At 40.7% G+C, this 23324-nt stretch carries 25 protein-coding genes; 10 read left to right on the forward strand and 15 right to left on the reverse strand.

The genetic code is table 11. The features are described from left to right. Positions 1 to 179: 179 nt before the first annotated feature. Together NO991_RS04260 and NO991_RS04265 are read left to right on the forward strand one after the other, a co-directional pair. Positions 180 to 824 (forward strand): alpha/beta fold hydrolase, encoded by a 645-nt coding sequence (locus NO991_RS04260; RefSeq protein WP_294412147.1) that lies wholly within the window; start codon positions 180 to 182, stop codon positions 822 to 824. 2 nt (positions 825 to 826) lie between these two features. Next, positions 827 to 1657 (forward strand): alpha/beta hydrolase, encoded by an 831-nt coding sequence (locus NO991_RS04265; protein WP_371351710.1) that lies wholly within the window; start codon positions 827 to 829, stop codon positions 1655 to 1657. 200 nt (positions 1658 to 1857) lie between these two features. Here the strand turns inward: NO991_RS04265 and NO991_RS04270 are convergent, their stop codons facing one another. From NO991_RS04270 to NO991_RS04280, 3 genes are all read right to left on the reverse strand, one after another. After that, entirely contained in the window at positions 1858 to 2337 is a 480-nt protein-coding gene (locus NO991_RS04270; protein ID WP_300360919.1) for a YchJ family protein, read from the reverse strand. A 40-nt stretch (positions 2338 to 2377) separates the two neighbouring features. Continuing rightward, entirely contained in the window at positions 2378 to 2815 is a 438-nt protein-coding gene (locus NO991_RS04275; RefSeq protein WP_054551944.1) for a SulA-like leucine-rich domain-containing protein, read from the reverse strand. 303 nt (positions 2816 to 3118) lie between these two features. After that, positions 3119 to 5044, reverse strand: coding sequence for a S9 family peptidase (locus tag NO991_RS04280; RefSeq protein ID WP_054551600.1), 1926 nt, complete (start codon positions 5042 to 5044; stop codon positions 3119 to 3121). A 149-nt stretch (positions 5045 to 5193) separates the two neighbouring features. Between NO991_RS04280 and NO991_RS04285 the strand changes: the two genes are divergently transcribed. Further along, on the forward strand, positions 5194 to 5784 hold the full coding sequence (locus NO991_RS04285) for an ATP-binding cassette domain-containing protein (protein ID WP_300360913.1): 591 nt from the start codon (positions 5194 to 5196) through the stop codon (positions 5782 to 5784). Continuing rightward, entirely contained in the window at positions 5781 to 6875 is a 1095-nt protein-coding gene (locus NO991_RS04290) for a DUF6136 family protein (protein WP_300546246.1), read from the forward strand. Before NO991_RS04285 ends, NO991_RS04290 begins: the two co-directional genes overlap by 4 nt. Here NO991_RS04290 and fadE read toward each other — a convergent pair. Then, positions 6872 to 9328, reverse strand: a complete 2457-nt coding sequence (fadE, locus tag NO991_RS04295) for an acyl-CoA dehydrogenase FadE (protein WP_054551597.1) — start codon at positions 9326 to 9328, stop codon at positions 6872 to 6874. The genes NO991_RS04290 and fadE overlap by 4 nt on opposite strands. A 336-nt stretch (positions 9329 to 9664) precedes the next feature. Between fadE and NO991_RS04300 the strand changes: the two genes are divergently transcribed. After that, the gene (locus NO991_RS04300) at positions 9665 to 10429 is read left to right on the forward strand and encodes a class II glutamine amidotransferase (RefSeq protein ID WP_054551596.1); all 765 of its coding nucleotides are present in this window, start codon (positions 9665 to 9667) and stop codon (positions 10427 to 10429) included. A 15-nt stretch (positions 10430 to 10444) separates the two neighbouring features. On the opposite strand, the gene NO991_RS04305 is transcribed toward NO991_RS04300, so the two are convergent. The 5 genes from NO991_RS04305 to cmoA all read right to left on the reverse strand — a co-directional run bounded on the left by NO991_RS04305 (position 10445) and on the right by cmoA (position 14826). Next, positions 10445 to 11260, reverse strand: a complete 816-nt coding sequence (locus NO991_RS04305) for a DUF3108 domain-containing protein (RefSeq protein ID WP_082389175.1) — start codon at positions 11258 to 11260, stop codon at positions 10445 to 10447. Beyond that, positions 11205 to 11852, reverse strand: a complete 648-nt coding sequence (purN, locus tag NO991_RS04310; RefSeq protein WP_300360900.1) for a phosphoribosylglycinamide formyltransferase — start codon at positions 11850 to 11852, stop codon at positions 11205 to 11207. Before purN ends, NO991_RS04305 begins: the two co-directional genes overlap by 56 nt. Then, the gene (gene purM / locus NO991_RS04315) at positions 11852 to 12904 is read right to left on the reverse strand and encodes a phosphoribosylformylglycinamidine cyclo-ligase (RefSeq protein ID WP_166339439.1); all 1053 of its coding nucleotides are present in this window, start codon (positions 12902 to 12904) and stop codon (positions 11852 to 11854) included. The genes purN and purM overlap by 1 nt, the downstream gene beginning before the upstream one ends. A gap of 200 nt (positions 12905 to 13104) precedes the next feature. After that, a complete protein-coding gene (gene cmoB / locus NO991_RS04320) occupies positions 13105 to 14073 on the reverse strand; it encodes a tRNA 5-methoxyuridine(34)/uridine 5-oxyacetic acid(34) synthase CmoB (RefSeq protein ID WP_054551592.1) in 969 nt (322 codons plus the stop codon). Between the two features lie 27 nt (positions 14074 to 14100). Further along, positions 14101 to 14826 carry a carboxy-S-adenosyl-L-methionine synthase CmoA gene (gene cmoA / locus NO991_RS04325; protein ID WP_063706202.1) on the reverse strand — a complete coding sequence of 242 codons (726 nt, stop codon included), beginning with the start codon at positions 14824 to 14826 and terminating at the stop codon, positions 14101 to 14103. Positions 14827 to 14944: 118 nt separating this feature from the next. Here cmoA and NO991_RS04330 point away from each other — a divergent pair, with 118 nt between their 5' ends. Next, positions 14945 to 15625 carry a DUF3334 family protein gene (locus NO991_RS04330; protein WP_054551591.1) on the forward strand — a complete coding sequence of 227 codons (681 nt, stop codon included), beginning with the start codon at positions 14945 to 14947 and terminating at the stop codon, positions 15623 to 15625. A 152-nt stretch (positions 15626 to 15777) separates the two neighbouring features. On the opposite strand, the gene NO991_RS04335 is transcribed toward NO991_RS04330, so the two are convergent. The 4 genes from NO991_RS04335 to NO991_RS04350 all read right to left on the reverse strand — a co-directional run bounded on the left by NO991_RS04335 (position 15778) and on the right by NO991_RS04350 (position 17750). Then, positions 15778 to 16479, reverse strand: coding sequence for a hypothetical protein (locus tag NO991_RS04335; RefSeq protein ID WP_166339435.1), 702 nt, complete (start codon positions 16477 to 16479; stop codon positions 15778 to 15780). Positions 16480 to 16628: 149 nt separating this feature from the next. Further along, on the reverse strand, positions 16629 to 16946 hold the full coding sequence (locus NO991_RS04340) for a hypothetical protein (protein ID WP_300360892.1): 318 nt from the start codon (positions 16944 to 16946) through the stop codon (positions 16629 to 16631). A gap of 27 nt (positions 16947 to 16973) precedes the next feature. Further along, a complete protein-coding gene (locus tag NO991_RS04345) occupies positions 16974 to 17099 on the reverse strand; it encodes a hypothetical protein (protein WP_267237894.1) in 126 nt (41 codons plus the stop codon). Between the two features lie 258 nt (positions 17100 to 17357). Then, a complete protein-coding gene (locus NO991_RS04350) occupies positions 17358 to 17750 on the reverse strand; it encodes a hypothetical protein (RefSeq protein WP_138599713.1) in 393 nt (130 codons plus the stop codon). A 343-nt stretch (positions 17751 to 18093) separates the two neighbouring features. On the opposite strand from NO991_RS04350, the gene NO991_RS04355 reads away from it, so the two are divergent. The 3 genes from NO991_RS04355 (at position 18094) to NO991_RS04365 (ending at position 19898) form a co-directional block, all read left to right on the forward strand. Beyond that, complete coding sequence (locus NO991_RS04355) at positions 18094 to 18372, forward strand: hypothetical protein (RefSeq protein ID WP_166339432.1); 279 nt, start codon at positions 18094 to 18096, stop codon at positions 18370 to 18372. A gap of 74 nt (positions 18373 to 18446) precedes the next feature. Continuing rightward, a complete protein-coding gene (locus NO991_RS04360) occupies positions 18447 to 18749 on the forward strand; it encodes a hypothetical protein (RefSeq protein ID WP_138599711.1) in 303 nt (100 codons plus the stop codon). 132 nt (positions 18750 to 18881) lie between these two features. Continuing rightward, complete coding sequence (locus tag NO991_RS04365) at positions 18882 to 19898, forward strand: DUF5924 family protein (protein ID WP_300362871.1); 1017 nt, start codon at positions 18882 to 18884, stop codon at positions 19896 to 19898. A 37-nt stretch (positions 19899 to 19935) separates the two neighbouring features. Here the strand turns inward: NO991_RS04365 and NO991_RS04370 are convergent, their stop codons facing one another. Continuing rightward, positions 19936 to 20430 carry a M48 family metallopeptidase gene (locus NO991_RS04370; RefSeq protein ID WP_130167071.1) on the reverse strand — a complete coding sequence of 165 codons (495 nt, stop codon included), beginning with the start codon at positions 20428 to 20430 and terminating at the stop codon, positions 19936 to 19938. A 22-nt stretch (positions 20431 to 20452) separates the two neighbouring features. Further along, on the reverse strand, positions 20453 to 21301 hold the full coding sequence (locus NO991_RS04375) for a DUF72 domain-containing protein (RefSeq protein WP_300416706.1): 849 nt from the start codon (positions 21299 to 21301) through the stop codon (positions 20453 to 20455). 228 nt (positions 21302 to 21529) lie between these two features. On the opposite strand from NO991_RS04375, the gene aspS reads away from it, so the two are divergent. Then, positions 21530 to 23299 carry an aspartate--tRNA ligase gene (aspS, locus tag NO991_RS04380; protein WP_166339426.1) on the forward strand — a complete coding sequence of 590 codons (1770 nt, stop codon included), beginning with the start codon at positions 21530 to 21532 and terminating at the stop codon, positions 23297 to 23299. Positions 23300 to 23324 lie beyond the last annotated feature (25 nt).

Here is a 23324-nt window from a genome sequence, read left to right on the forward strand (position 1 = left end):
AATTCCATGAATTTACCTCAAGTTGAAACTTGCCGTTCAAATCGTGATACAGCTTGCGATTAGTAATTTGATATTTAATTAAAATTACTGAGAGTAGGGTTTAGTTGTTTGCTAAGATATTATTTTTTAAGGTGTTATTATCTTCCATTAGGTGTAACGTGATTTTTAAAGGAATGCTTGTGATACGTACCGTACTTTTACTCTGTGCATGCTGGGTTTTGCCTGTTTGCGCTGGCACTATTTACAGCCAGCTTCCAACAGAGATTGACCCGCATGGTCACTATGTTTTTTATTCACATGGTTTTATCGTCGAAGGGACAAACCCTAAGCCTGTTCACAAAACCTTTGGAGTTTATGATTTTGTGGCTGTAAAAGAAGCTCTGGCAGATGATAGCTATCATTTAATTGCCTACCACAGGCCAAAAGACACTGAACCTTTTGCGTTTGCGAAGAAACTCGCTGCAGATGTTGAAGCATTGATCAGTGCCGGTGTTGCTGAGTCGAACATTAGTTTGGTTGGTTTTTCACGGGGCGGGGCATTGTCGATCCTGGCGGCTAATGAACTGAAACGTACACATATCAACTTAATTATATTGGCAGGTTGCGCAGGCCTTATAAAAAATCACACATCAGTTAAGGCTTATGGCAAGGTGTATTCTATCTTTGAGCGCTCAGATCAGGTTGGCTCTTGCCAATTTTTAATTGATAGAAGTGACGTAACCAAGTTCGAAGAAATAAGCATTAATACAGGGCTCTCCCATGGCGCATTTTATAAACCAAAAGATGAGTGGCTGTTACCAATTAAGAAGTGGCTAAAGGATTAACTATGCCTTATATATTGCTCGTTTTTGTGATCAGCGTTTTGGGTGTGAGCTCTGTAAGCTATGCTGAACCGTTTACTTTGCCACGTACTAATACTGTGTTACTTAAAGATAAACAGACCAAAAACGAATACCCGATTACGATTAAATTGCCACGCAGCTACCAAAAGCAAAACCAGAAGCGCTACCCAGTTGTTTACCTATTAGATGCAAACTACAGTTTGCCAATTGCCTCTGGTGCTAGTCGCTTTATGATGAATTCGGGGGCTATAGAAGAGGTAATTATCGTTGCAGTAGGATACCAAAATGGTGTGTCAGGGCTTAATAGTCGTATTTATGACTACACGCCGTTTGAAGATAGCAGTTGGCAGCGTAAAACGGGTGGAGCAAGCCAGTATCTAAACTACCTAAAACATACTGTATTGCCTCATATTGAGGCTCACTACAGAACAACCCAAAAAAGTACGTTAGTCGGTAACTCACTTGGCGGTTTATTTGCGGCTTATACCTTATTCACTGAGCCTTCGCTTTTTTCAAATTATATTATCGGCAGTCCTTCAGTGTGGTTTAAAGAAAACTCAATATTAGCTATGGCTGTAAAACCAGCTGCCAACACAACAAAAGTTTACATCGCAGTGGGTGAACTTGAAGAAAGCGAAGGTGAAAAAATGGTGTCGGGCGCAAGGCAATTAGCAGCTAAAATTAATAAACAAAGCGGCGCGCTGGTTACAACAAATTTATTTGTTATTCCTCAGGCACGCCATGCAACCGCATTCCCAACAACGATTACCCAAGCTTTAGACTGGATTTACCAGGTTAATACCAACCCGCAATAATACTTAATCATTTTGAGGGATCAAACCTGTCGCTAACTGCGTTAAAAATATCTCATTTACGACTGCATGGATGCAGAAGGTAGAGCAATGCAGGAGCAATTGCCGAGAACAACTAAATAACGAAATTTTTGCCTTGCTATCAACGAGGTTTTATTGCCTCAAAATAGACTACTTAATTAAGCAGATTGGTATAAGAGCAATTAAAGAGCGTGACACTTTTTATATTTTTTGCCGCTCCCACAAGGGCACTCGTCGTTACGGCCTATTTTAATATCTGCAACTGGCGTTATATCACCGTCTAGGTAACGCCATAGGCCATCTTCTTTAATAAAACGCGACCTCTCGTGTAACTCACAATACAAGTTTTGGTAAAAGTAATTTGCTTTAAATTCGACAAGACCTTCTTGATCGTTATGTTCAGTATCTAAAACACTTAGCTTGGTAAAACGGCAGCTATTAGCAAAATCTTTAATTTCGCGAACAGGGTTAGCGGCTTGCTGGCTTTGTGCATAGGTACTAAATACATATTTTGCATCTTTTAGTGCGTAAGCACTAAAACGAGAACGCATAAGTTGCTCTGGGGTATCAGCTTGGCTTGCACCTGTGTGAAAAGGTTGGCAGCAAAGCTCGTAAGTCGATTCGCTGCCACAAGGACAAAGGGAGTGTGTGAGTGATGTCATAACAACTTACCTAAAACTATAAATTGTTATTTTAACAAGCCTATTGTGGCTGCGGTACTAAATTGTTTAATTGAGCGCTTTTTGTAAAACAATAAAATTTAGCAGATGCCTGCTCAAGGTTTAAGTTCATCGAATCAAGTTGATGATTGTTTACAATATCTGTCCATGTGATCACTGCAGCAAAATTACCGTTATGTAATGCTGAACTAAGAACGTACTCAAGATTAACTAAATGTTTTTGTCTGATCACAAGTAGTTTGCTGGTATCAATCGAACACGAATCTAGTAAGGCTTTACTAGGAACATGATCAGGAGCAATTAATAGTGTCCATGCATTTTGGCTATTGTAATGATGCAATACTTTTAATAGCTCAAAGGTTGCTGAAATTTCGTCTTCAATTTGAATTAAATTAACAGACGCTTTGTCGTTATCTTGTTGGTAGCTTTTAACTGTTCTTAAGGTAATTGGCTGTAACATAACTTTCACTCACTGGTTGTTTATACAGTATGTGTATACAGTAGTTTATACAGTGTTTTTGCGCAAGTACTTTTTTGCTATTTTTTAACCAATGATTCAGTTTTATTTTAATAAAAACAATTTAATTGTTATTTAACAATGGTTTATAGTTTTGGTTTGAAGGTGGAAAAAAGGTGAAAAATTTACCATTAAATCCATACAGTATTTTATACAGTACTGTGTAAACTGTTAAATTTTGATTCTATACAGGTGTTTTGCATAAAAAAGCCGGCATAATACCGGCTCTTTAGCTTTGCAATTTTGCTACTTATCTAAGTAGGTATTTAAGAACTCAAGGTATGCATTTGAGGCTTTTATGCGGTTTTCTTTTTTAGTAAAACCATGGCCTTCATCATCGAATAATACATATTCGACAGGCACACCATTTGCCTTTACAGCGGCAACAAGTTCATCGCTTTCAACTTGTAAAACGCGTGGGTCGTTAGCACCTTGGATCACCATTAATGGCTTGGTGATGTTTTTAGCATGAAATAGTGGCGAAATGGCACGGTGACGTTCACCGTCTGTCGCGGGGTCGCCCATTTCATCATACAGTGCCTTTTTAAAGCTTTCCCACCATGGTGGAATCGAGTTTAAGGTTCTAACCCAGTTTGTTACACCAAATATATTAATGCCTACTTTGAACTCTTCAGGTTCAAAGGCAAGTGCGGCGGCGGTCATAAAGCCACCATAGCTGCCCCCCATGATGCCAATTTTATCAGCATCAACCCAATCTAGGCTTTGCAGGTGTTTTTTACCGTAAACAATATCTTGTAAATCGTCAGTGCCGTGTTTTTTATCATCTAAATGGAAGAAGGTTTTACCATAGCCTGAGCTGCCACGGTTATTAACTGCAAAAATGGCATAACCATGATTGACTAAATGCTGCTGCATTGCACTATAGCCTGTACGACTTTGGCCGCCAGGACCGCCGTGCACCCAAACTAAAGCTGGTACTTTGTTGTTGCTGTTAGCTTGCTTAGGCTTATATAAAACCCCGGGGATTTCTAAACCATCAAAGCTTTTAAAGCGCACAATTGTGCTTTCAACCAAGTCATTTTGATTAATTGCATCACTTAATGTGTTGGTTAACTGTTTAGCTTTTGATTCTCCGAGTTGCCACACAAATAGGTTACTTGGGGAGGTATCTGAATTTAAATAAAACGCCATGGTCTTTTCATCAGCTGAAAAGTTCACACCACGTAAGTTACCAGCAGGCAGCGATGGCATGGCAATACCTTTACCTGTGGTGGTATCAATTATCGACACTTTAGTGCTTGCGTCAGCATTAACACCGCTTACTTGATAACGGCCAGATTTAGAGAAGTAGATAAAACTCACATCCCACTCATCTTTGAGGGCAGGGCTGTGCTCGCCGGTCGTTAAGTCATAGCGCCACACTTCTGCGAACTCACCTTTGGCATCGGTTGAGTAATACAATGATTTACTGTCTCTTGAGAAGGTTTCTGGGCCATACTTAGCGTCGTCGTCATGACGGGTGATAAGCTCTGGTTTCAGTGTTTTTTTACGCGTATCGAGAATAAACACATCGCTGTCTTTGTTCGAATTGTTTTTCGATAAAGCAATAAATCGACCGTCAGGGCTGATTGCGCCGACATCTAGCCCCATAGTATTTTGGTAAACAGGCGTTACTTCATAGCTGTTAGCATCAACACGATATAGGTCCATAAACTTAGCATCACGCTGATTGCTGGTTATAAAAAAGTGTTTACCGTCTTCTGTGAAGCCTGCAAATCCTGCACGGGTTTCTTCACCTGGCGTAAGATCTTTAACTGTGCCGTCTGTTTCGCGAACATAGATGTGATAACGCTCGTTACCGCCTGAATCTTTAGTAAATAGTACGCGCTCATCTTTAGGGAAATAAGCCACAGCATACGTACTGTCTTCAAAATCTGTTAAGCGGGTTTTTTTGGCGGTTTTTATATCTACTTCATAAAGGCTATAAATACCGCTTTCGTCACTGCTAACGAGTATTTTGTCGCCTTTTGGTGAAAAGCTGCTGCCCATGATTGAGGTTGTATCAAAAAAGGTTTCAGCGTCATACTGTTTAACAGTTTGGCTTTGTTGCACGCTTTCGGTGCTGCTCGTTGGTGAGGTTGATTGTGAACATCCTGCAAGTGCAAGGCTAAGTGCGCATGCAACAGCTGCTAGTTGAAAACTCGGTTTCATTGTAATTATTCCTTGTTAATTTTTCGTTTTAAAGTGTTGCCTGTTCATAATCTAAACGCAAGTTTTACCCGTTCGATATTTGTTACAAATCATGTAACTAATAAGAGATATGAGTGTGTTACTATTTTTTCACTATTAAAGGAATAAACATGATTGAAATTAACAACCTCAATAAGCGCTTTGCTTCAGCCCACGTTTTTGAAAACTATAATAAGCAATTTCAAGGTAAACGAGTTTGTTTACAGGCAGCCAATGGCAGAGGAAAAACAACATTATTGATGATGCTAGCTGGCCTTGAAAAGCCGCAATCAGGGCAGGTTTTATATAATAATCAAGCATTAAAATCGCCGCAAAACATTGTTTCAATTGCTAGCGACCGTATTGCTCTGCCAGATTTTTTAACTGCGCGACAAGTTATTGAACTTAGTTGCAAGGCGTTAAAGAAAGATATGCCTGAGCAACTCATTACTGGATTTAACTTTAAAGAGCACCTCAATACTCGCTTTAGTGCTTTGTCGAGTGGCAATCAAAAGAAGTGTCAGCTTATCACTGCTTTTTTAAAGCAAGCCCCATTTTTGCTATTAGATGAACCGAGTGCTGCACTTGATCAAACAAGTATAAAATTTTTGCTGACCTTACTTGATGACTACCTTGATGATAAACCTAATGGGCAAATTATCATTACAAGCCACGAACCAGAAGTGTTTATACAGCACGGTTTTGAGTGCACATCACTATGATAAATTCCTTTGCAAGTTACTTCTCATTCCTTTCTTTTCGATACTTAGCATATACGACCACCCTCAAGAGCATGCTGTCTCAATTAAAGAGTTTTAGCTTGTTGTTTGCACTGGTACTGGGCCCAGCTTTTCTTGGTATGGTTTTATTGTTGTTTCTAGGACTTGGTAAAATAGTCGATAGCCATGCAGCACCTGGTTACGGTGCAAAATTAGCAGTGGTTTATCTTTTACTTGAATCAGTAATGTTATGGGCCATGGCGCCAGCCATTAAAAATTCGAAAAATAGGGTGTTTCAGCGAAGTCTATATAAATCCTTTTGGCGAGTATGTGCTGACTGCAAGTTACTACTTTTAAGTAATGCTTGGCTTATTGCCAGTTTATTAATCGCAATAGATCTATCGTTAAAGCAGTGGCTACAAGTACCTCATTTTATGCTGTTTATGTTGTTGCAGTGGCTATGTGGAGTATTTGTTCTTTATAGGCCAGGTGCACTTTTTTATAGTTTATTACTCAGTTCTATCTTGGTATTACTGCCTGTTAGTTTAACTTCACTGCAATACTATCTAAGTTTTATTGCAATTTTCGGCTGTTCGATTTTACTCCCACCTGTAAGAATAAGTCATAAGTTAAAAGTACACTCGCTTGCGTTGTTTTGGCTTAGTTACTTTATACAGCATAGCTGGAGCTTAATATGGCGTGGTTCAGTCTTGCTAGCATGCTTGCTCGCTTTATTACAGCTAATTGCAGTGCGTAATGACTTTAGCGACTTGGTACTGGCTTTGGCTTTTTCAGTATGCGTGTTGCTAACGAGCTCGCTGCAGTTCGATTGCTTGGCTGTTTTTAAAAAATATCGGCTGTTCTTTCAAAGCAATAACCAAGATAAGCCGTTTTATATAAGCCAGTTTTTACCGAGCCTTATATTTTTTGCTATGGCTTTCATTGTCGTTATAAGCATGCTTGGCACTAACTTGATTTACATCCCTATTGGGGCAGTGTGGTGTGTATTGCAACAATATTTAGCGCAAAAAAAACCAGCGCAATTTGCGCTGGTTTGGTTTTTCATAACAATTGGAATTGTTTTGCTAGCTTAAGCGGCGTCTGCTTTTTTATCGCTCTCGCCGCGGGCAACATTACCTGCAACTAAGTCTGCTGGGTCAAAGTCGTCAACGTTAATAACGTCAAGACGGGCTTTTTCAACAGCAGCTAGTTTGTCGGCTTCAGCTTGGCTTAAAATGCCTGCTTCTAGGCCCATTTGCGCTACTTTATCAAGCTGGAAGAAAGGCAGTTTTACGCCTTTTTCACGGCATACCTTGTCAAACAGAGGCTCAACTTCAAGGATGTCTTTAAGCGTTTGCTCTTGACGACCAACAAGGTTAAGTGGCTCGTTTTTAAGATAAATGTAGTTAGCTAAACGGTTACGAGTTTCGCTTGGTACTTGTAATAAGTGAGCAAGTTTGTGCTCAAGCTTATCAGTAGGCTTACGTACTGGACGACCGAATGGGAATAACATGATTTTTAGCATCGCACGTAGTGGTGCAGATGGCATGTTATTGATTAAGTCAGCGAGTGCACGTTGGCAGTGGTAAAGGTGATCTTGGCAGCTCCATTGAACAAGCGCAAAATCTTCTTTTTTACGGCCTTCGTCGTTGTAACGTTTAAGTGTTGCAGATACAAGGTATAAGTAGCTTAGTAAGTCACCTAAACGTGCAGAGATACGCTCTTTACGTTTTAATGAACCACCAAATACTGCCATGCTGATATCTGACATTAATGCTAATGATGCACTGAAACGTGACGCAACACGATAAAACTCAGCTGTTTCGTCTTTGTATGGTGTACTTGTGAAGCGAGCATTTGTTAATGCTAACCACTTAGTACGAACAAGGTTCGAAATAGTAAAGCCAACGTGACCCATTAACGCTTTATCGAATACAGCAAGCGCTTCTTCGCGGTCTTCAATAGCACAAGCACCTAGCTCAGTTAACACAAATGGATGACAACGAATTGCACCTTGACCATAAATGATCATGTTACGCGTTAAGATGTTTGCACCTTCAACGGTAATTGCAATTGGCGCACCTTGGTAACCGCGACCTAAGTAGTTGTTTGGACCAAGCATGATGCCTTTACCACCATGAACATCCATGCCGTGAATCGTTGCTTCACGCATTTGCTCAGTTAAGTGGTATTTGATAATCGCAGATACAACCGATGGTTTTTCACCAAGGTCAACAGCCCCTGTAGACATGCTCACTGCAGCATCAGAGCTATATGCGTAACCTGCAAGTTTTGCCATTGATTCTTCAACACCTTCCATTTGACCAATTGGTAAACGGAATTGACGGCGAATACGGCTGTAAGAGCCTGTTGCAAGCGCAATTGTTTTAATACCACCTGTTGAGTTAGACGGCAATGTAATTGCACGACCAACAGATAAACATTCAACCAGCATACGCCAGCCTTGACCAGCCATTTTCGGGCCACCAATGATGTAATCAAGTGGTACGAAGATGTCTTTACCGCGAGTAGGACCATTTTGGAATGGTACGTTTAGCGGGAAGTGACGACGGCCAATTTCGACCCCTGGAGTATCTGTAGGGATCAGCGCACAGGTAATACCAGGTTCTTTGTCATCACCTAGTAAACCGTCTGGATCTTGTAGTTTAAATGCAAGACCAAGTACAGTCGCAACAGGAGCAAGAGTAATGTAACGCTTGTTCCACGTTAGGCTAATACCAACAACTTCTTCGCCGTTCCATTGACCTTTACAAACAACACCGTAATCTGGAATTGCACTTGCGTCAGAACCGGCTTCTGGTGATGTTAAAGCAAAACATGGAATTTCTTGACCACTTGCTAAGCGTGGTAAGTAATGATCTTTTTGCTCTTTAGTACCATAGTGCTGAAGTAATTCGCCCGGACCTAATGAGTTAGGTACACCTACGATAGAAGAAAGTAACGTTGATTTACTAGTTAGCTTTTGCAGTACACATGATTGTGCATAAGCAGAAAACTCTAAACCGCCGAATTCTTTTTTGATGATCATGGCAAAGAATTTATTATCTTTTAGATATTGCCAAACATCTTGCGGTAAATCAGTTAGTTCGTGAGTTGCGTGCCAGTCATCTAGCATGCTACACACTTCTTCAACTGGACCATCAATAAACGCTTGCTCTTCGATAGTCAGTTTAGGTGCTGGGTATTGGTGTAATTTGTTCCAGTCAGGACGACCGCAAAAAAGATCCGCTTCCCACCACGTCGTACCGGCATCGATTGCTGATTTTTCAGTATCCGACATCGTCGGGGTTACTTTTTTGAAAGCAGCGAAGATAGGTTTGATGATGTATTGTTGACGAACGCCAGTCACAGAAAGTGGCACAGCGATAAGTAAGAATAGTAGCCAACTAATTGCGCCAAACGCGCCAGCAAATGTGCCAACAAGTAAAGTCGCAACGGCAATACCTAAGCAGGTATTCCAGCTTGCTCTGTGGTAACTCGCAATACTAAGCAGCACGAGTAAACCAAGTAAAAATATGAGAGTCATTGATTATTCCTTAATAGAGGTCAGACCACCTCTTTTAGAGTAGCGCTAGAAAAGCGAATTATCAAGAGGGGAACAAGGATTAAAACGGCTTGTTTGGTGAGTTTTATTATTTTAAAAATGGCTATCAGTGCAAAAACATTTACAGCAGATGAGGAATTGTTGAGTAATTACTTATAATCAGCGCCGTTATACTTACGATTAGTTTTGAATTGCTCAGATAGTTCTGAAAATCTCAGCATAGCAGTTGCCATCTTTAACGCTATGTTTAACAATGAGCGCAGGCAGGGATCAGCCCATCATGCCTTCCTTCGATTAGTTTTATAGGTTAAGAGTTCTATGTGTGAGTTGCTTGGCATGTCGGCCAATGTACCAACGGATATTTGTTTCAGTTTTTCAGGATTATTAGAACGCGGTGGTAATACTGGCCCGCATAAAGATGGCTGGGGCATCACTTTTTACGAAGGCAAAGGCTGTCGTACATTTAAAGATCCTGAGCCAAGTTGCCAATCAGAAATTGCCAAACTCGTCAAAGCCTATCCAATAAAAAGTATTTCGGTGATAAGCCATATTCGCCAAGGTAATCGTGGCCGAGTGTGTCTTGAAAATACCCACCCATTTACTCGCGAGTTATGGGGACGCGAAATTACGTATGCTCACAACGGGCAACTATCGAATTATCATGATTTAAAACCAGATTACTATCGACCTGTGGGGAATACAGACAGTGAACTGGCGTTTTGCTGGCTGCTCGATAAAATTCGCGAAAAATACCCTAAACGCCCATCAAATATGGCGTCTGTATTTCGTTATGCTGCAAAGCTTGCTCATACGCTGCGTGAGAAAGGCGTATTTAATATGCTACTTACCGATGGTGTTTATGTTTTAGCTTATTGCACCAATAACCTACATTGGATCACACGCCGTGCACCGTTTGGTAAAGCGACATTAATTGATGCAGACATGGTGATTGATTTTCAAAAAGAAACCACACCGAACGATGTGGTTACTGTGATTGCAACAAGGCCGCTCACCAATGATGAACGCTGGCAGAAAATGGAGCCAGGTGAGTTTGCACTGTTTAAAATGGGCGAAAAGATTTAAATAAAAGATGAAGCGCTACTCAGGCGCTTCATTACTCACTTCTTGTTGCACTTCATTTGGAACACTAACAGGTGTGGTCACGGTGAATGAATTGAGCTGCACTTCAAATTGCTCTACGCCTTTTTCACCTTTCCACATACGAACTAGCATGTAATCCATTTCTGGGGCAAACCAAGCAAGCGCTTGACGCTTATCGTTATCGTATAATCGTTTTACTTTAATCGCTTCTACATTACCAATAGGTAGCGAAATCATTTCTGTGCCGACAACTTCAAAGTCATAATTACGAAGGTTGCCTTTTTTATCAATCAGTGGATACGATAATTGCGTTTTACCTTGTTTTAGCTCTTCGCGTACTTGCACTTGATAAGACAGTGAATCTTGAAAATCATCTGACCAATCAATTTTAAGAGGGTATTTACTTTGGCTGCTTTGAACTTGCTTTTGCGTAGCATCAAATTTTAAGCTGTACTCTTTATCAGGCCCGGTGCCCGAACGCTCCATAGTGTAACTTAGCGGAGAAATTTTCTGATCATGATAAGTAAACATGGATGTTTCTTTTCGTGAGTCTGAAAAAATCATCCATTCGATTTCACTGTGATAAGTGATCACGTAGTTACCGTCTGCGGCTTTTTTCAGCTCGCGTACTGCTTTACCATGGGTTTCGCCTTTACGAAGTACATCGTATTTGGCTTCGTATTGAGTGAGGTCGCCAGCTAATACACTGGTAGGAAGTAATAAAGTGCCCACACAAGCGAGTAGGGCACTTAGATTTTTATTCTGGGTAGTGCGCGCCGTGTGCAGGAAGTTTCTTTTCGTCAAAAACTGCATAATCTGCTTCCATCTTGAGTCGTTGTTCACTGAACCACTTGACCACCAACGGATAGATTATATGTTCTTGCTGATGAACACGTTGTGCGAGTGTCTCTGCGGTATCGTTTTCGAGTACCGGCACTTTGGCTTGAAGAACAACGGGACCGCCGTCTAGCTCTTCTGTGACAAAGTGAACACTAACACCATGAACGTCATCTTTTGCATCTATCGCTCGTTGGTGGGTATTCAGCCCTTGGTACTTAGGCAACAAAGAAGGGTGAATGTTCAACATTTTTCCCTTAAACTTTTGCACTAAGCTAGGTGTAAGAATACGCATAAAACCAGCTAATACAACTAGATTTGGTTCAAAATTGTCAATAATGTCCATTAACTCAGCATCATAGGCCTCGCGCGAGTCAAAATCTTTATGGCTTAGTACACATGTTTGTATACCTGCATTTTTTGCTCGCTCAAGGCCATAGGCGTCGGCTTTATTACTAATTACAGCGGCGATTTCGGCCTTTATCTCACCACGCGCACACGCGTCAATGATGGCTTGAAGGTTTGAACCGCTACCAGAAATTAATACAACAAGACGACAAGGGGTCATTAGTCACGACCACCTAAAATTTCTACTTGCTCTTCGCCTGCTTTCGCATCTTGGATCTCACCGATATGCCATGCATTTTCGCCAAGATCTTTAAGGATTGTTAAGCTTTGCTCAAGTTTGTCAGCTGGAACAACTAAAACCATGCCTACACCACAGTTGAATGTACGGTACATTTCGTGTGTTGTGATGTTGCCGTTTTCTTGTAACCAGTTGAAAACAACAGGCCATTTCCAGCTGTCACCTTTGATTACTGCTTTTGCAGATTCAGGAAGTACGCGCGGGATGTTTTCCCAGAAACCACCACCCGTGATGTGAGATAACGCATGTACGTCAACCTGCTTGAATAGCTCAAGTAGTTGTTTAACGTAGATACGAGTTGGCTCTAAAAGGTGATCGCCAAGTGTTTTGCCTTCAAGCTCAGCGCTCGTGTCTGCGCCAGATACTTCAAGAACTTTACGAATTAATGAGAAGCCGTTTGAGTGAGGACCACTTGATGCAAGAGCGATTAATTGATCGCCTGCAGCAACTTTAGTACCGTCGATAATTTTTGATTTTTCTACAACACCAGTACAGAAACCAGCCATGTCGTAGTCTTCGCCGTCGTACATACCTGGCATTTCAGCAGTTTCACCACCGATTAATGCACAGCCAGAAAGCTCACAGCCTTTACCAATACCTGTTACAACATCAGCCGCAGTATCTACGTCTAATTTACCCGTTGCATAGTAATCAAGGAAAAATAGTGGCTCTGCACCTTGTACAATAAGGTCGTTTACACACATAGCAACAAGGTCGATACCCACTGTGTCGTGCTTTTTAAGATCGATTGCTAAACGTAGTTTTGTACCAACACCGTCTGTGCCAGCAACCAGTACAGGCTCTTTATAGCCAGTTGGTAGTTCGCAAAGTGCGCCAAAACCACCGATACCGCCCATTACTTCAGGACGTCTGGTTTTTTTAACTACGCCTTTAATACGCTCAACAAGTGCATTACCGGCATCGATATCTACGCCCGCGTCTTTATAGCTAAGAGACTGTTTTTGTTCGCTCACAGGTTTTCCTCAAAAAAGTTGCATGTGGGTTGCTTAGAAACGCGCGTATTTTACAACAATTGCACTGGCGCGGCTAGTTGAAAAATCACTTTAACCGACTTGACAAGGACAGTTGTCCGGTTTTTTGTTTTCAAGTTACAAGGCAAAAGTATCAAGCAAATGAACTTTTAACCTTGAAACTCGAAACTTCTCACTATTTGTTAAGCTTTCGCTGTTAAAATAGCGCGCAGAGGGGCAGGGTAACCTTCAATGGTTTTGCTGGTGTCATTAGGGTCTAAAAAGTCGACTAATGATTCGTTTTCCATCCACTGGGTTTTGCGTTGTTCTTCAAGCGTTGTGATTGCACAGTCTTTAACTTGTACATCTTTAAAGCCAACGCGTTCCATCCATAGTTTTAATGCCGCGGTGCTTGGGATAAACCATACATTACGCATTTTTGCATAGCGGTCGGTTGGCACTAAAACTGTGTGCTCATCACCTTCAACAACCAGTGTTTCAAGGACTAACTCACCACCAGGGCGAAGCTGTGCTTTTAATTGCGCTAAAAAGTCGATAGGCGAACGACGATGATATAAAACACCCATCGAAAAAACTGTATCGAATGCTTTTAGCTCTGGCAGAGCTTCAACACCCAATGGCAATAAATGCACGTTTTCATCTTGGTGATAATGCTTTATCGCTTGGAATTGGCATAAGAACAAATCGGATGGATCGATACCCACCACAAAATTTGCGCCTTCACCGCGCATGCGCCACAAGTGATAACCCGAGCCACAGCCAATATCAAGCACAGTGCGGCCTTTTAACGGTTCGATATGAGGTAGTAAACGATCCCATTTCCAATCACTGCGCCACTCAGTATCAATCTCGATACCGTGTAAGCTAAAGGGTCCTTTACGCCATGGCATCATGCGCTTTAATAAATGCGTTAACTGTTTTTGCTGACCTTCAGAAAGCTCATCACCGGTGCCAATTTGTACTTTATCCTGAAGATTCACATGGTTTGTGCTTACCTCAGGTAAGTTTTTCAGCACTTTTTGCCATTTCGGTAAATCACCGTGGCTGGCTTCGAGTTCCCAGTGCTTTAATTGACCTGGCAAAGTTTCGAGCCAGTGGCTAAGCGGGCTTTGTGCAATCGCAGCGTAAAATTGGTTAAACCATTGAGACATGAAATACTCTTTATATCGTTGTGATGATTACTTGATTGCAATCATCGAGCAGAAGTTAAAACATTGATACCACACTTGCGTTTGGCTAAAACCAATTTCACTTAATCGGTTTAAGTGGGTAGATAAATGATCAGGACGCATGACATTTTCGATAGCGGTGCGCTTTTGGCTGATCTCAAGCTCCGAATAGCCGTTGTGACGTTTAAAATCATGGTGTAAATCAATGAGCAAATTATCGCATTGCTCATTTTCACCTCTAATTTTTTCGCTCAGCAGCAAAACACCGCCTGGTTTTAAATTTGCGTAAATCTTTTCAAGCACCGCTTGGCGCTTTTCAGGTGGAATAAACTGTAGTGTAAAGTTCATCGCGACCACAGAGGCATTCTCGATAGCTAAATCGTTGATATCACCCAGTGTAACCGTGACCGGCACGTCAGAGCGAAAACCTTGTAAATGTAATTTACAGCGCTCAACCATCGCTTCTGAGTTATCGACGGCAATAATATTACAGTTATCGGTGCGAATATTACGGCGCATACTTAACGTTACAGCGCCAAGAGAACAGCCTAAGTCGTATAGGTTTGAATTGCTTTGCGCGTACTCGCCAGCCAGCTTGCCTATGGTGCTAACAATAGTTGCATAACCTGGCACCGAGCGCTGGATCATATCAGGGAAAACTTCTACTACATGTTGGTCAAAGCTAAAGTCTTTAACCGCTTGCTCAGTGGCATAAATACTGTCTTTTTGCGTCACGTGAACAGTCTCTTTAAAAAATAATACCGCTATTTTAGCATTTTTAACTGGATAGTCAGTGATAAATTCAGTAGCTTGGCTAGAATTATCAATAACAAGTACAAAAAAGAGAAGTTTAATGACAAAAAGCAAAGTGATCAGTACAGAAGATATCTTATCAACTCTGTGTCATTCAGTGACTGGAGTTCTGTCTTCAGCAAGCGGTAACAGTATTAGTTATTCTGCCATGGTTCAAAAAATTACCCGTACCTGTATGCGCCCAGATATTGGCTGTTTTGTATTGTTCGATGGTGGCTTTACCGGTCTTGTGGTAACAAACTTCACAGCGCAAGCTGCCATGGAAATTTACCATGACTACATGCGTAACATGGGAATGCCAGAAGAAGAAATTGCACAAAGCCATTTATCAGATGATGTGGCAAACGTACTCGGCGAACTGATGAACCAAATCGTTGGTGACTTTACGTCAAAAGTACGCGACCAGCTGCATACTTCTATCACGCAAAACCAACCTAAGATGATGGCAATTAATAAGCAGGTGCAAATCTCTGTTGATACCACTATGGATAGACCACAAGCACGCCGTGTGACCTTCACCACAGCGAAGCAAAATATCTTCTATCTAGAATTAGCCATGGATAAAACTGAATTTATTAAACTACATGACTTTGATATTTCAGAAGCGGTTGATCCGGATGACATCATCGAAAACGAAGCTAAACAAAAAGCTGAAAAGCAAAAAGCATCATCACAAGCAGACGATGCAGATGATGATTTTATGGCAGAACTTGGTTTGTAACCCAAAGACTTGAGCTGTCAGCCATCAGCTTTCAGCCGTCAGATAAAAATAGAGGCGCGGGTTAGACCGCGCTTTTTTTGTGTTTAAATTGTTTGTTGAGTTCAATGTGGATTTGTTTATAGATTCTAAATTACACATCCATATTTAATTTTCTAATTTCGCCAGAGCAACATAGGATCTTCAACTGAGGATAATTTAGTTAGTACTACCCAATCAGTTCCTTTCCCAAACGCATCTTTTACAAACCAATCCATACGGATGAAAATATCTTGGTAACCATCATGATTAAAGTCTGCACGTGCAACTTGAGTATAATGCACCTCTAAACCATCTACCTCTACCGAAATACTGTTTTCACGTGATGCTGCAACGAACGTAAGGCTTTTATCGTAAGAAGATAAACTACCAGTTCGCCCTTCTAAACTTTCGCCTCCTAAATTGGGAATCGCCGAAGCAGGAAGGTGCTTAATTGTTTCGAAGTCAAATAATTCAGGCCAGAAACTATAGGCAGTTTTTGGTGCGTTGAAGTATCTATTTGCCCCCACACAGTTGGCTTTAAGCCATTGCCAGCGGTCATACTCCCAGTCCACAACAATATCATCGCCGCTTTGAAGTACAAAAGAGCACCCTTTAGCAAAAAATGGCTTTTTGTGAGTTCCTGTAAACTCAATATTGAATTTGATATCCTCCAAAGAGTCATTAGTCTCGATTTGTTGTTCAAATATCAAAGGGTTTAGCCAAGCAGTTTCAATGTTTTGCTGTTGTTTTGATGGTTGGTTGCTTGTAGAGCAAGCGCTTAACAAGGTAAAAATAACACTAACGTATATTCCTAAACGTAATAATTGCTGAGACATGCTTTTAACCTCTTAAGGTGTGATTGACTGTTTTTGGGCAGAAAGGAATAAGTTGCTGACATAGTTGTTTCTTGAACTTGAAATGCCAACCCTTTTACTCTCAACTGCTGCAACAATCCAGTCTTCTTTCTTAATGGCGTTATTCATTTTTACATACTGCGTACGCAGCCCAAATTAAAGACCATATCAAGTAATGCTTTCTGTACTGAATAGGGCATTAAATCAAAGCTTTTAGCGAAGCCATTAGACGTGGTGTAATATTTAGTAAGTTCACTATAGAATTTTAAAATGTGTTTTTCTTTTTGCGCTACTATATCATGGTCTTTCATAATTAAAGTTGTATGCAATTTGTAAAAATTTGCATTGCGACTAAAGCCATAGGGTTGCTTTTTTATCGAGTCATACTCAGCTTGCTTCTCAGCTAATGAAGCTAACACAAGCGTGTTGTTTGAATTATTTTTATACATGACAACTGATGCCATGGCTGCTTTGTTTTAAATTAGATGACCGATTCCCACAGTATCTAATCCTCTGGTATCAAGATACAAATGAGGAACTCGTCCTTCAAACTTCTCAGTATTTTTAATAACCTCTGTTTTTACGTTTGCATTTAATGGCATTAGATATTCCTTTCTTTACCTTTTATTTTATTAGGAGTTAATTTCAGTTATTAACAAGATTAAATATTAACTGGAAACTAACTTTTCAATTGTATATTGGGCTTATATTGGGTTCAGTTATTAATTTGATATTAATGCGAGGTTTGTTGAATCAATAAATGGGAGGCGTTATGTGTATTGTTATAAAATGCTAAATAGTAAATAAATGCAGGGTGGAATGCGATTTAAGTTGCAATTTAACATTTTTTAATGTGTACGTTACAGAACCTTTTGTAACCATGTTTTCTCATCTATTTTCAGATAAATTGCGCTAGTATTCTCAGAAGCCAATAATATCCCGTTAGGAAAAGAAGTTACTCTAAAATTAAATTTTTCTGTCTGCATTATTGAAAAAATAGAAACATATAAATCGTTTTTTGAAGCTTGAATATCACCCTTAGACTCTAAAATATTCAACATCATCTCGAATGCTTCATCTAGGCTCATTGATGAGTGTATAGTACTGGATGAAATTGCTTCAGCACCTCGACACTCTGAATACAAAGTAGTTTCACCTAGTTGCATTGACTCTGCACATTGCTCTGCTTTTGCGCAGCCAATAGAAAGTAATGATAAAGAAAGTATTAAAGTGAATTTCAATTTAACGTGCATAATCTACCTCTATTCTCCACCCCCTCCACTGTGAAAAAATAATTTCAAGCATTTTAGGTGTTCGACTGAAGTTATCCAAGTTTGATTGAATAGTCAAAAGTGTTTTTATTTAACATGAGCTTTCAGCCGTCAGATAAAATAGAGGTACGGGTCAGGCCGCGTTTTTTTGTTTTGAAAAGGCTATAAGACTTAGTGTTCTATGTTGAGTTTATTTCAACGCTGAAATTCAATTGAGGGTACTGAACCCTAAGTTTGAAATATGGTTTTTCAGCTTTCATTAAGTTAATGTCTTGGTGTGTAATACATAAATTAATCTACTGAAATAACTCAATAGGCAATTGAATTGAAGTTTAATCACATATACCAAGATGTTATAGTCGATGAAGTGAAGTTAAAACGCGCTGGGAGTGAGTTTCAAGTGTTTGTTACATTCCAAACTCAATCGGAGACTCTACATGTTGTACTTAATGGAGTCCGAGAGATTGATAATATTTCTGATTTGTTAGAAGCAAAACAACTTTGGCTCGAATATAGCGAATCTGATCAAGCTGAGTATGGCAAATTTACCCTAGGTATTTCACATGAGAGTTATACGGAAATTTGCTTTGACTCATTAGGTTAAGAGCCTTGTAAGCTACCTCGGTATAAAAATAGTGCTTGGTAGCAATTGCTTACATTCTTATGTTGAGGAAAATAATGCTGCAAGAATTAGATAATTGGAGAAATTCAAAATCTAAAATTTTGACAATTGAAAAGCTCAAGGTGGTTCTCTCTGCTCAATTGGGTGAGCCAATTAAAGCTCAATACATCGAAATTAAAGGCAATGGCCTTATAGCAAGAGCAACACTTTGGGAAAATGGTAATCTTGTATTAAAAGCTATGTGTTGTCAGTCTGATAAGCAGGTAATTTTAAAACATCTGAATTCATGTGAGGCATGGCAAATTGACGATGAACTTAACTGGTGGTTGAGTCAAATTGTTATTTACGAACCTTCATAATCGATGCGGTTGAGTAATTAGTCTTGGCTCAAAACTTACAGCTTAAAGCTTTGAACTTAAAGCTCGTTTTAAAGCCTACATTCATCCAATTTATGGTTTACTCATAAAGCCTTAAATGGATTTGATGATTGCATGAATTACTTAAAAAACTTTATAACTAAATTTGTTTTCATGATGCAGAAGCGGCCGGGGTTGATGGCGGTGTTGGCTTTTTGCAGTGGTGTGGCAAGCTATGTCTTTGTTGAGCGAAAAGAATCGTTTTCGCAGCTTATATCTATCTTATTATTAGTCACTTGGTTGTGGTTGTTAATAGATAACTGGCTTAGAGATAAAGTCGAGGAGCGTTTTGGTGTGGCGGTGTCGCCTAACGTGATGCGCTTTGCGCTGCAAGTTGTGCAGCAAGAAAGTTTGTTTTTTGCCTTACCATTTTTCTTAGCAGTGACAACCTGGGATCATGGGCAGGCCGCGTTTACCGCTTTAATTATACTTTGTGCGTTCGTTTCTGTTGTTGACCCCCTCTATTACAAAAAGCTTGCAAGGCACAGTGTGTGGTTTAGTGTGTTTCATAGCTTTTCTTTGTTTGTCGTGCTGTCGGTTACCTTACCTATTTTGTTGAAGTTAACGACCAGCCAAAGTTTTGAAATTGCACTGATAATAGCGGTTATTTTAACTGTCCCTAGTCTTGGTAATTTGATGCCCAATGCGAAATGGTGGCGTTTTCCGTTGTTGGTGTTATTGCTTTGTTCATTAGGTGCCGGGCTTTGGCAATTACGTAGCTTTGTGCCACCTGCGGCACTGCGTTTAACGGATATGAGTATGTCATATCAGTTAGATGCACAAGTTCGTAAACCGCTTTCGCCAATAACAGAACTCACTGAGCAGAGCTTGCATGCAAACGGTCTATATAGTTTTAGTGCGGTAAAAGCACCGCGAGGTTTAAATGAAAAAATCTTCCACGTTTGGGTGCATAATCGAAAAGAAGTTGACCGCATAGCCTTGGATATTTCTGGTGGTCGTAAAGAGGGCTATCGAGCGTGGAGCCATAAAACGAATTTCCCTGCTAATGCTGCAGGGAAATGGGTCGTCAAAGTGGTTACCGAGTCTGGGCAGCTGATAGGGCAAAGAAGGTTTGAGGTTTCAGAAGTTTAGCTGTCAGCTTTCAGCCGTCAGTTTTTAGCTGATAGTTTTAATACGGATTTTTCCCTTCACCTACCAACACACTGAATATTCTTAAATCTAGTTCTAGTTGATGATATTGCGGCTCCATATGGCAGCAAAGTTGATAGAAGGCTTTGTTGTGGTCTTTTTCTTTAAAGTGAGCCAGCTCATGTACGACGAGTGCTTTGAGAAGTGGTTCAGGTGCGCGAAGCAGGTCGCTATTAATGGCAAGATCGTGTTTTCGGGTTTTACCTTGCATACGAAAAGTATGGGTGCCTAAGGCATTTGTGACCATATCGCCTTGTTTTTTGAATGCGGCACGGCCAAAAGGCAGGGCATTTTTAAGGTAGCGCTTTTTTAGTTCAGTGGCGTAATTGTATAAAGCTTTATCGCTGGTAATGCTATGCGCATCAGGGTATTTGCCTTTAAGGTATTTTGCGGCTCTGTCACCATTAAATAGCTGTAACACTTGCTCAATGATATGGGGCGGATAACCTTGAAAATAACGGCTGTAATCTTTCATATTTTCTTTGATAAATCGGGCGCTAAAATAAACTGCTTTGGCTTGCTTCGCGTTCACCCATAAAAGGCGCAAGCACGGGGTGATTGTAACCTAAATCTTGGCAAAACTGTCTTGCTAAAAGTGGTGACTGGCGATTATCTGCGGTATGAAAAAACAAATAGGGTGATTTTCCTTCATCAAGCCATTGTTTTACTTTTTTCAGCCATGGCTGGTAATACGACTTGTATTCATGTTCAAGACTGGCAATCACAAAGCGCAGCATAGGCTGATTTCCTGTTGCAATGGCATGCACAGGTAGATAAGGTTTTTTCTTTTGCGCATCAATGAGTGCATCGGTATCGGCGGGTACTGCAAATAAAGCGCGGGTATCCATGCTGATGCGATCTATATTATTTTCAATTAACAGCTGATTTAAGCGAATTTCTGCATCATCTTTATTAAAAAAGCCAGGGTGACGGACTTCTACACCGTAACTAAGTTGCTTGGGTAGTTGCGCAATAAAATTTGCAAGAAGGGGTAGGGCATCAGGTTCAAAGGCGCGGGGTAGCTGCAACATGATTTGCCCCGTTTTAGCAAAAATTGGCTCAAATAAGTTTAGCCACGCATTAAGCTCACTAGTTATATTCGTCAGCTGTAATTCGTGACTAAAACGCCGATGAAACTTAAACGTAAATTTAAAGTCTTCGGGTACCGCATCATGCCAGCGTAATAATGACTCGTGACTTGGGTCAGCATAAAAACTGGTGTTGCCCTCGACTGAGTTAAAGCATTGCGCATACTCACTGAGCATGTCGGCGCTTTTACAGTGACTAGAGAGCAAATTTCCTTTCCATGCGGTGCTAGACCACTGCGGACAACCTAAATACAGCATTAAACCAACCAATAAATTTAAACTTTAGCTAGTGTATCAAAAGAAATGTTTGCTCAGAAGTCGGGGTGTATATTTACCCCCCCGACAGGCACTGCTGGCACTCGCATTTTGCGATGGTTTGGGTATAATGCTCTGCCTTAAATGATTACTTTGTATAGTGGCTTTTGCTCTCAAAATAGCGAACTCTTAAGAGCAGGCGGCTATAAGTCTTTAACTGACAGGAATACTATGCGCTCTATATATTGCGGACAGCTAAATAAATCTCACGTAGATCAAGAAGTTGAACTATGTGGTTGGATCAACAAACGCCGTGACCTTGGTGGCCTTATCTTCGTCGATTTACGTGACAGAGAAGGTTTAGTACAAGTTGTTTTTGATCCTGAAGTAGAAGGATTAATGGATACTGCGAATAAACTACGTCAAGAGTTTTGTGTGCAGTTAAAAGGTGTTGTTCGCGCACGCCCTGATAGCCAAGTAAATAAAGACATGGCAACAGGTGAAGTTGAAATTTTAGGCACAAGCTTAACTATCATCAACCGTTCAGAGCCATTACCACTTGATTTTAATCAGCAAAACTCTGAAGAGCGCCGCTTAAAATACCGTTACCTAGATTTACGTCGTCTTGAAATGAGCGACCGTATCAAACTTCGTGCAAAAGCGAGCAGCTTTGTGCGTCGTTTCTTAGATGACAACGGTTTCTTAGATATCGAAACACCAGTACTAACAAAAGCAACACCAGAAGGTGCCCGTGACTACTTAGTACCTAGCCGTGTTCATAAAGGTAGCTTCTACGCTTTACCTCAGTCGCCACAGTTATTTAAACAATTATTAATGATGTCGGGCTTTGACCGTTACTATCAAATTGTTAAATGTTTCCGTGACGAAGACTTACGTGCTGACCGTCAGCCAGAATTCACACAAATCGATTTAGAGACGTCATTCATGAGCTCTGATGAAGTGCGTGCAATGACTGAGAAAATGATCCGCGAAATGTGGCAATCATTACTAGACGTTGACTTAGGCGACTTCCCAGTAATGCCATACAGCGAAGCAATGCGTTTATATGGTTCTGATAAACCAGACCTACGTAACCCAATGCAACTTGTAGACGTTGCTGATTTAGTAAAAGACGTTGAGTTTAAAGTATTCTCTGGTCCTGCTAATGACGAAAAAGGCCGTGTTGCTGTATTAACTGTACCAGGCGGTGCTGAGCTTTCTCGTAAACAAATCGACGATTACACTAAATTCATCGGTATCTATGGCGCGAAAGGCCTAGCATGGATGAAAGTGAACGACCGTGCAGCGGGCGTTGAAGGTGTACAGTCACCAATAGCTAAGTTCTTAAACGAAGAGGTGATCAACCAGTTACTTGAGCGTACTAACGCACAATCTGGCGACATCATTTTATTTGGTGCTGACAAGCGTAACGTTGTAAACGAAGCGATGGGCGCGCTACGTCTTAAGATTGGTGTTGATTTAGGTATTACTGATCTTGATAGCTGGAAACCGTTATGGGTAGTTGACTTCCCAATGTTCGAAGAAGACGACGAAGGTACATTGCATGCGGTTCACCACCCATTCACTGCACCGAAAGGTATTTCTCCTGAAGAGCTTGAAGCAAACCCAGCTGGTGCACTATCAGATGCATACGACATGGTATTAAACGGCTACGAAGTTGGTGGTGGTTCGGTACGTATTCACAATGCAGAAATGCAAGAAACAGCATTTAGAATTTTAGGTATCGAAGCGCAAGAGCAGCAAGACAAGTTTGGCTTCTTACTTGATGCACTTAAATATGGTACGCCACCGCATGCGGGTCTTGCGTTTGGTCTTGACCGCTTAGTTATGCTGCTATGCGGTACTGATAATATTCGTGACGTTATTGCTTTCCCTAAAACAACGCAAGCATCATGTTTATTAACAGATGCACCAAGCAAAGCAAATGCCGATGCATTAACTGAGCTTGCTATTGATGTTGTAGCGAAAGACGCTGAATAATTCATAAGCTGATCAACGAAAACCC

Origin of the sequence: Pseudoalteromonas sp. DY56-GL22, from assembly GCF_041414715.1 — a bacterium.
Classification (GTDB): domain Bacteria; phylum Pseudomonadota; class Gammaproteobacteria; order Enterobacterales; family Alteromonadaceae; genus Pseudoalteromonas; species Pseudoalteromonas simplex.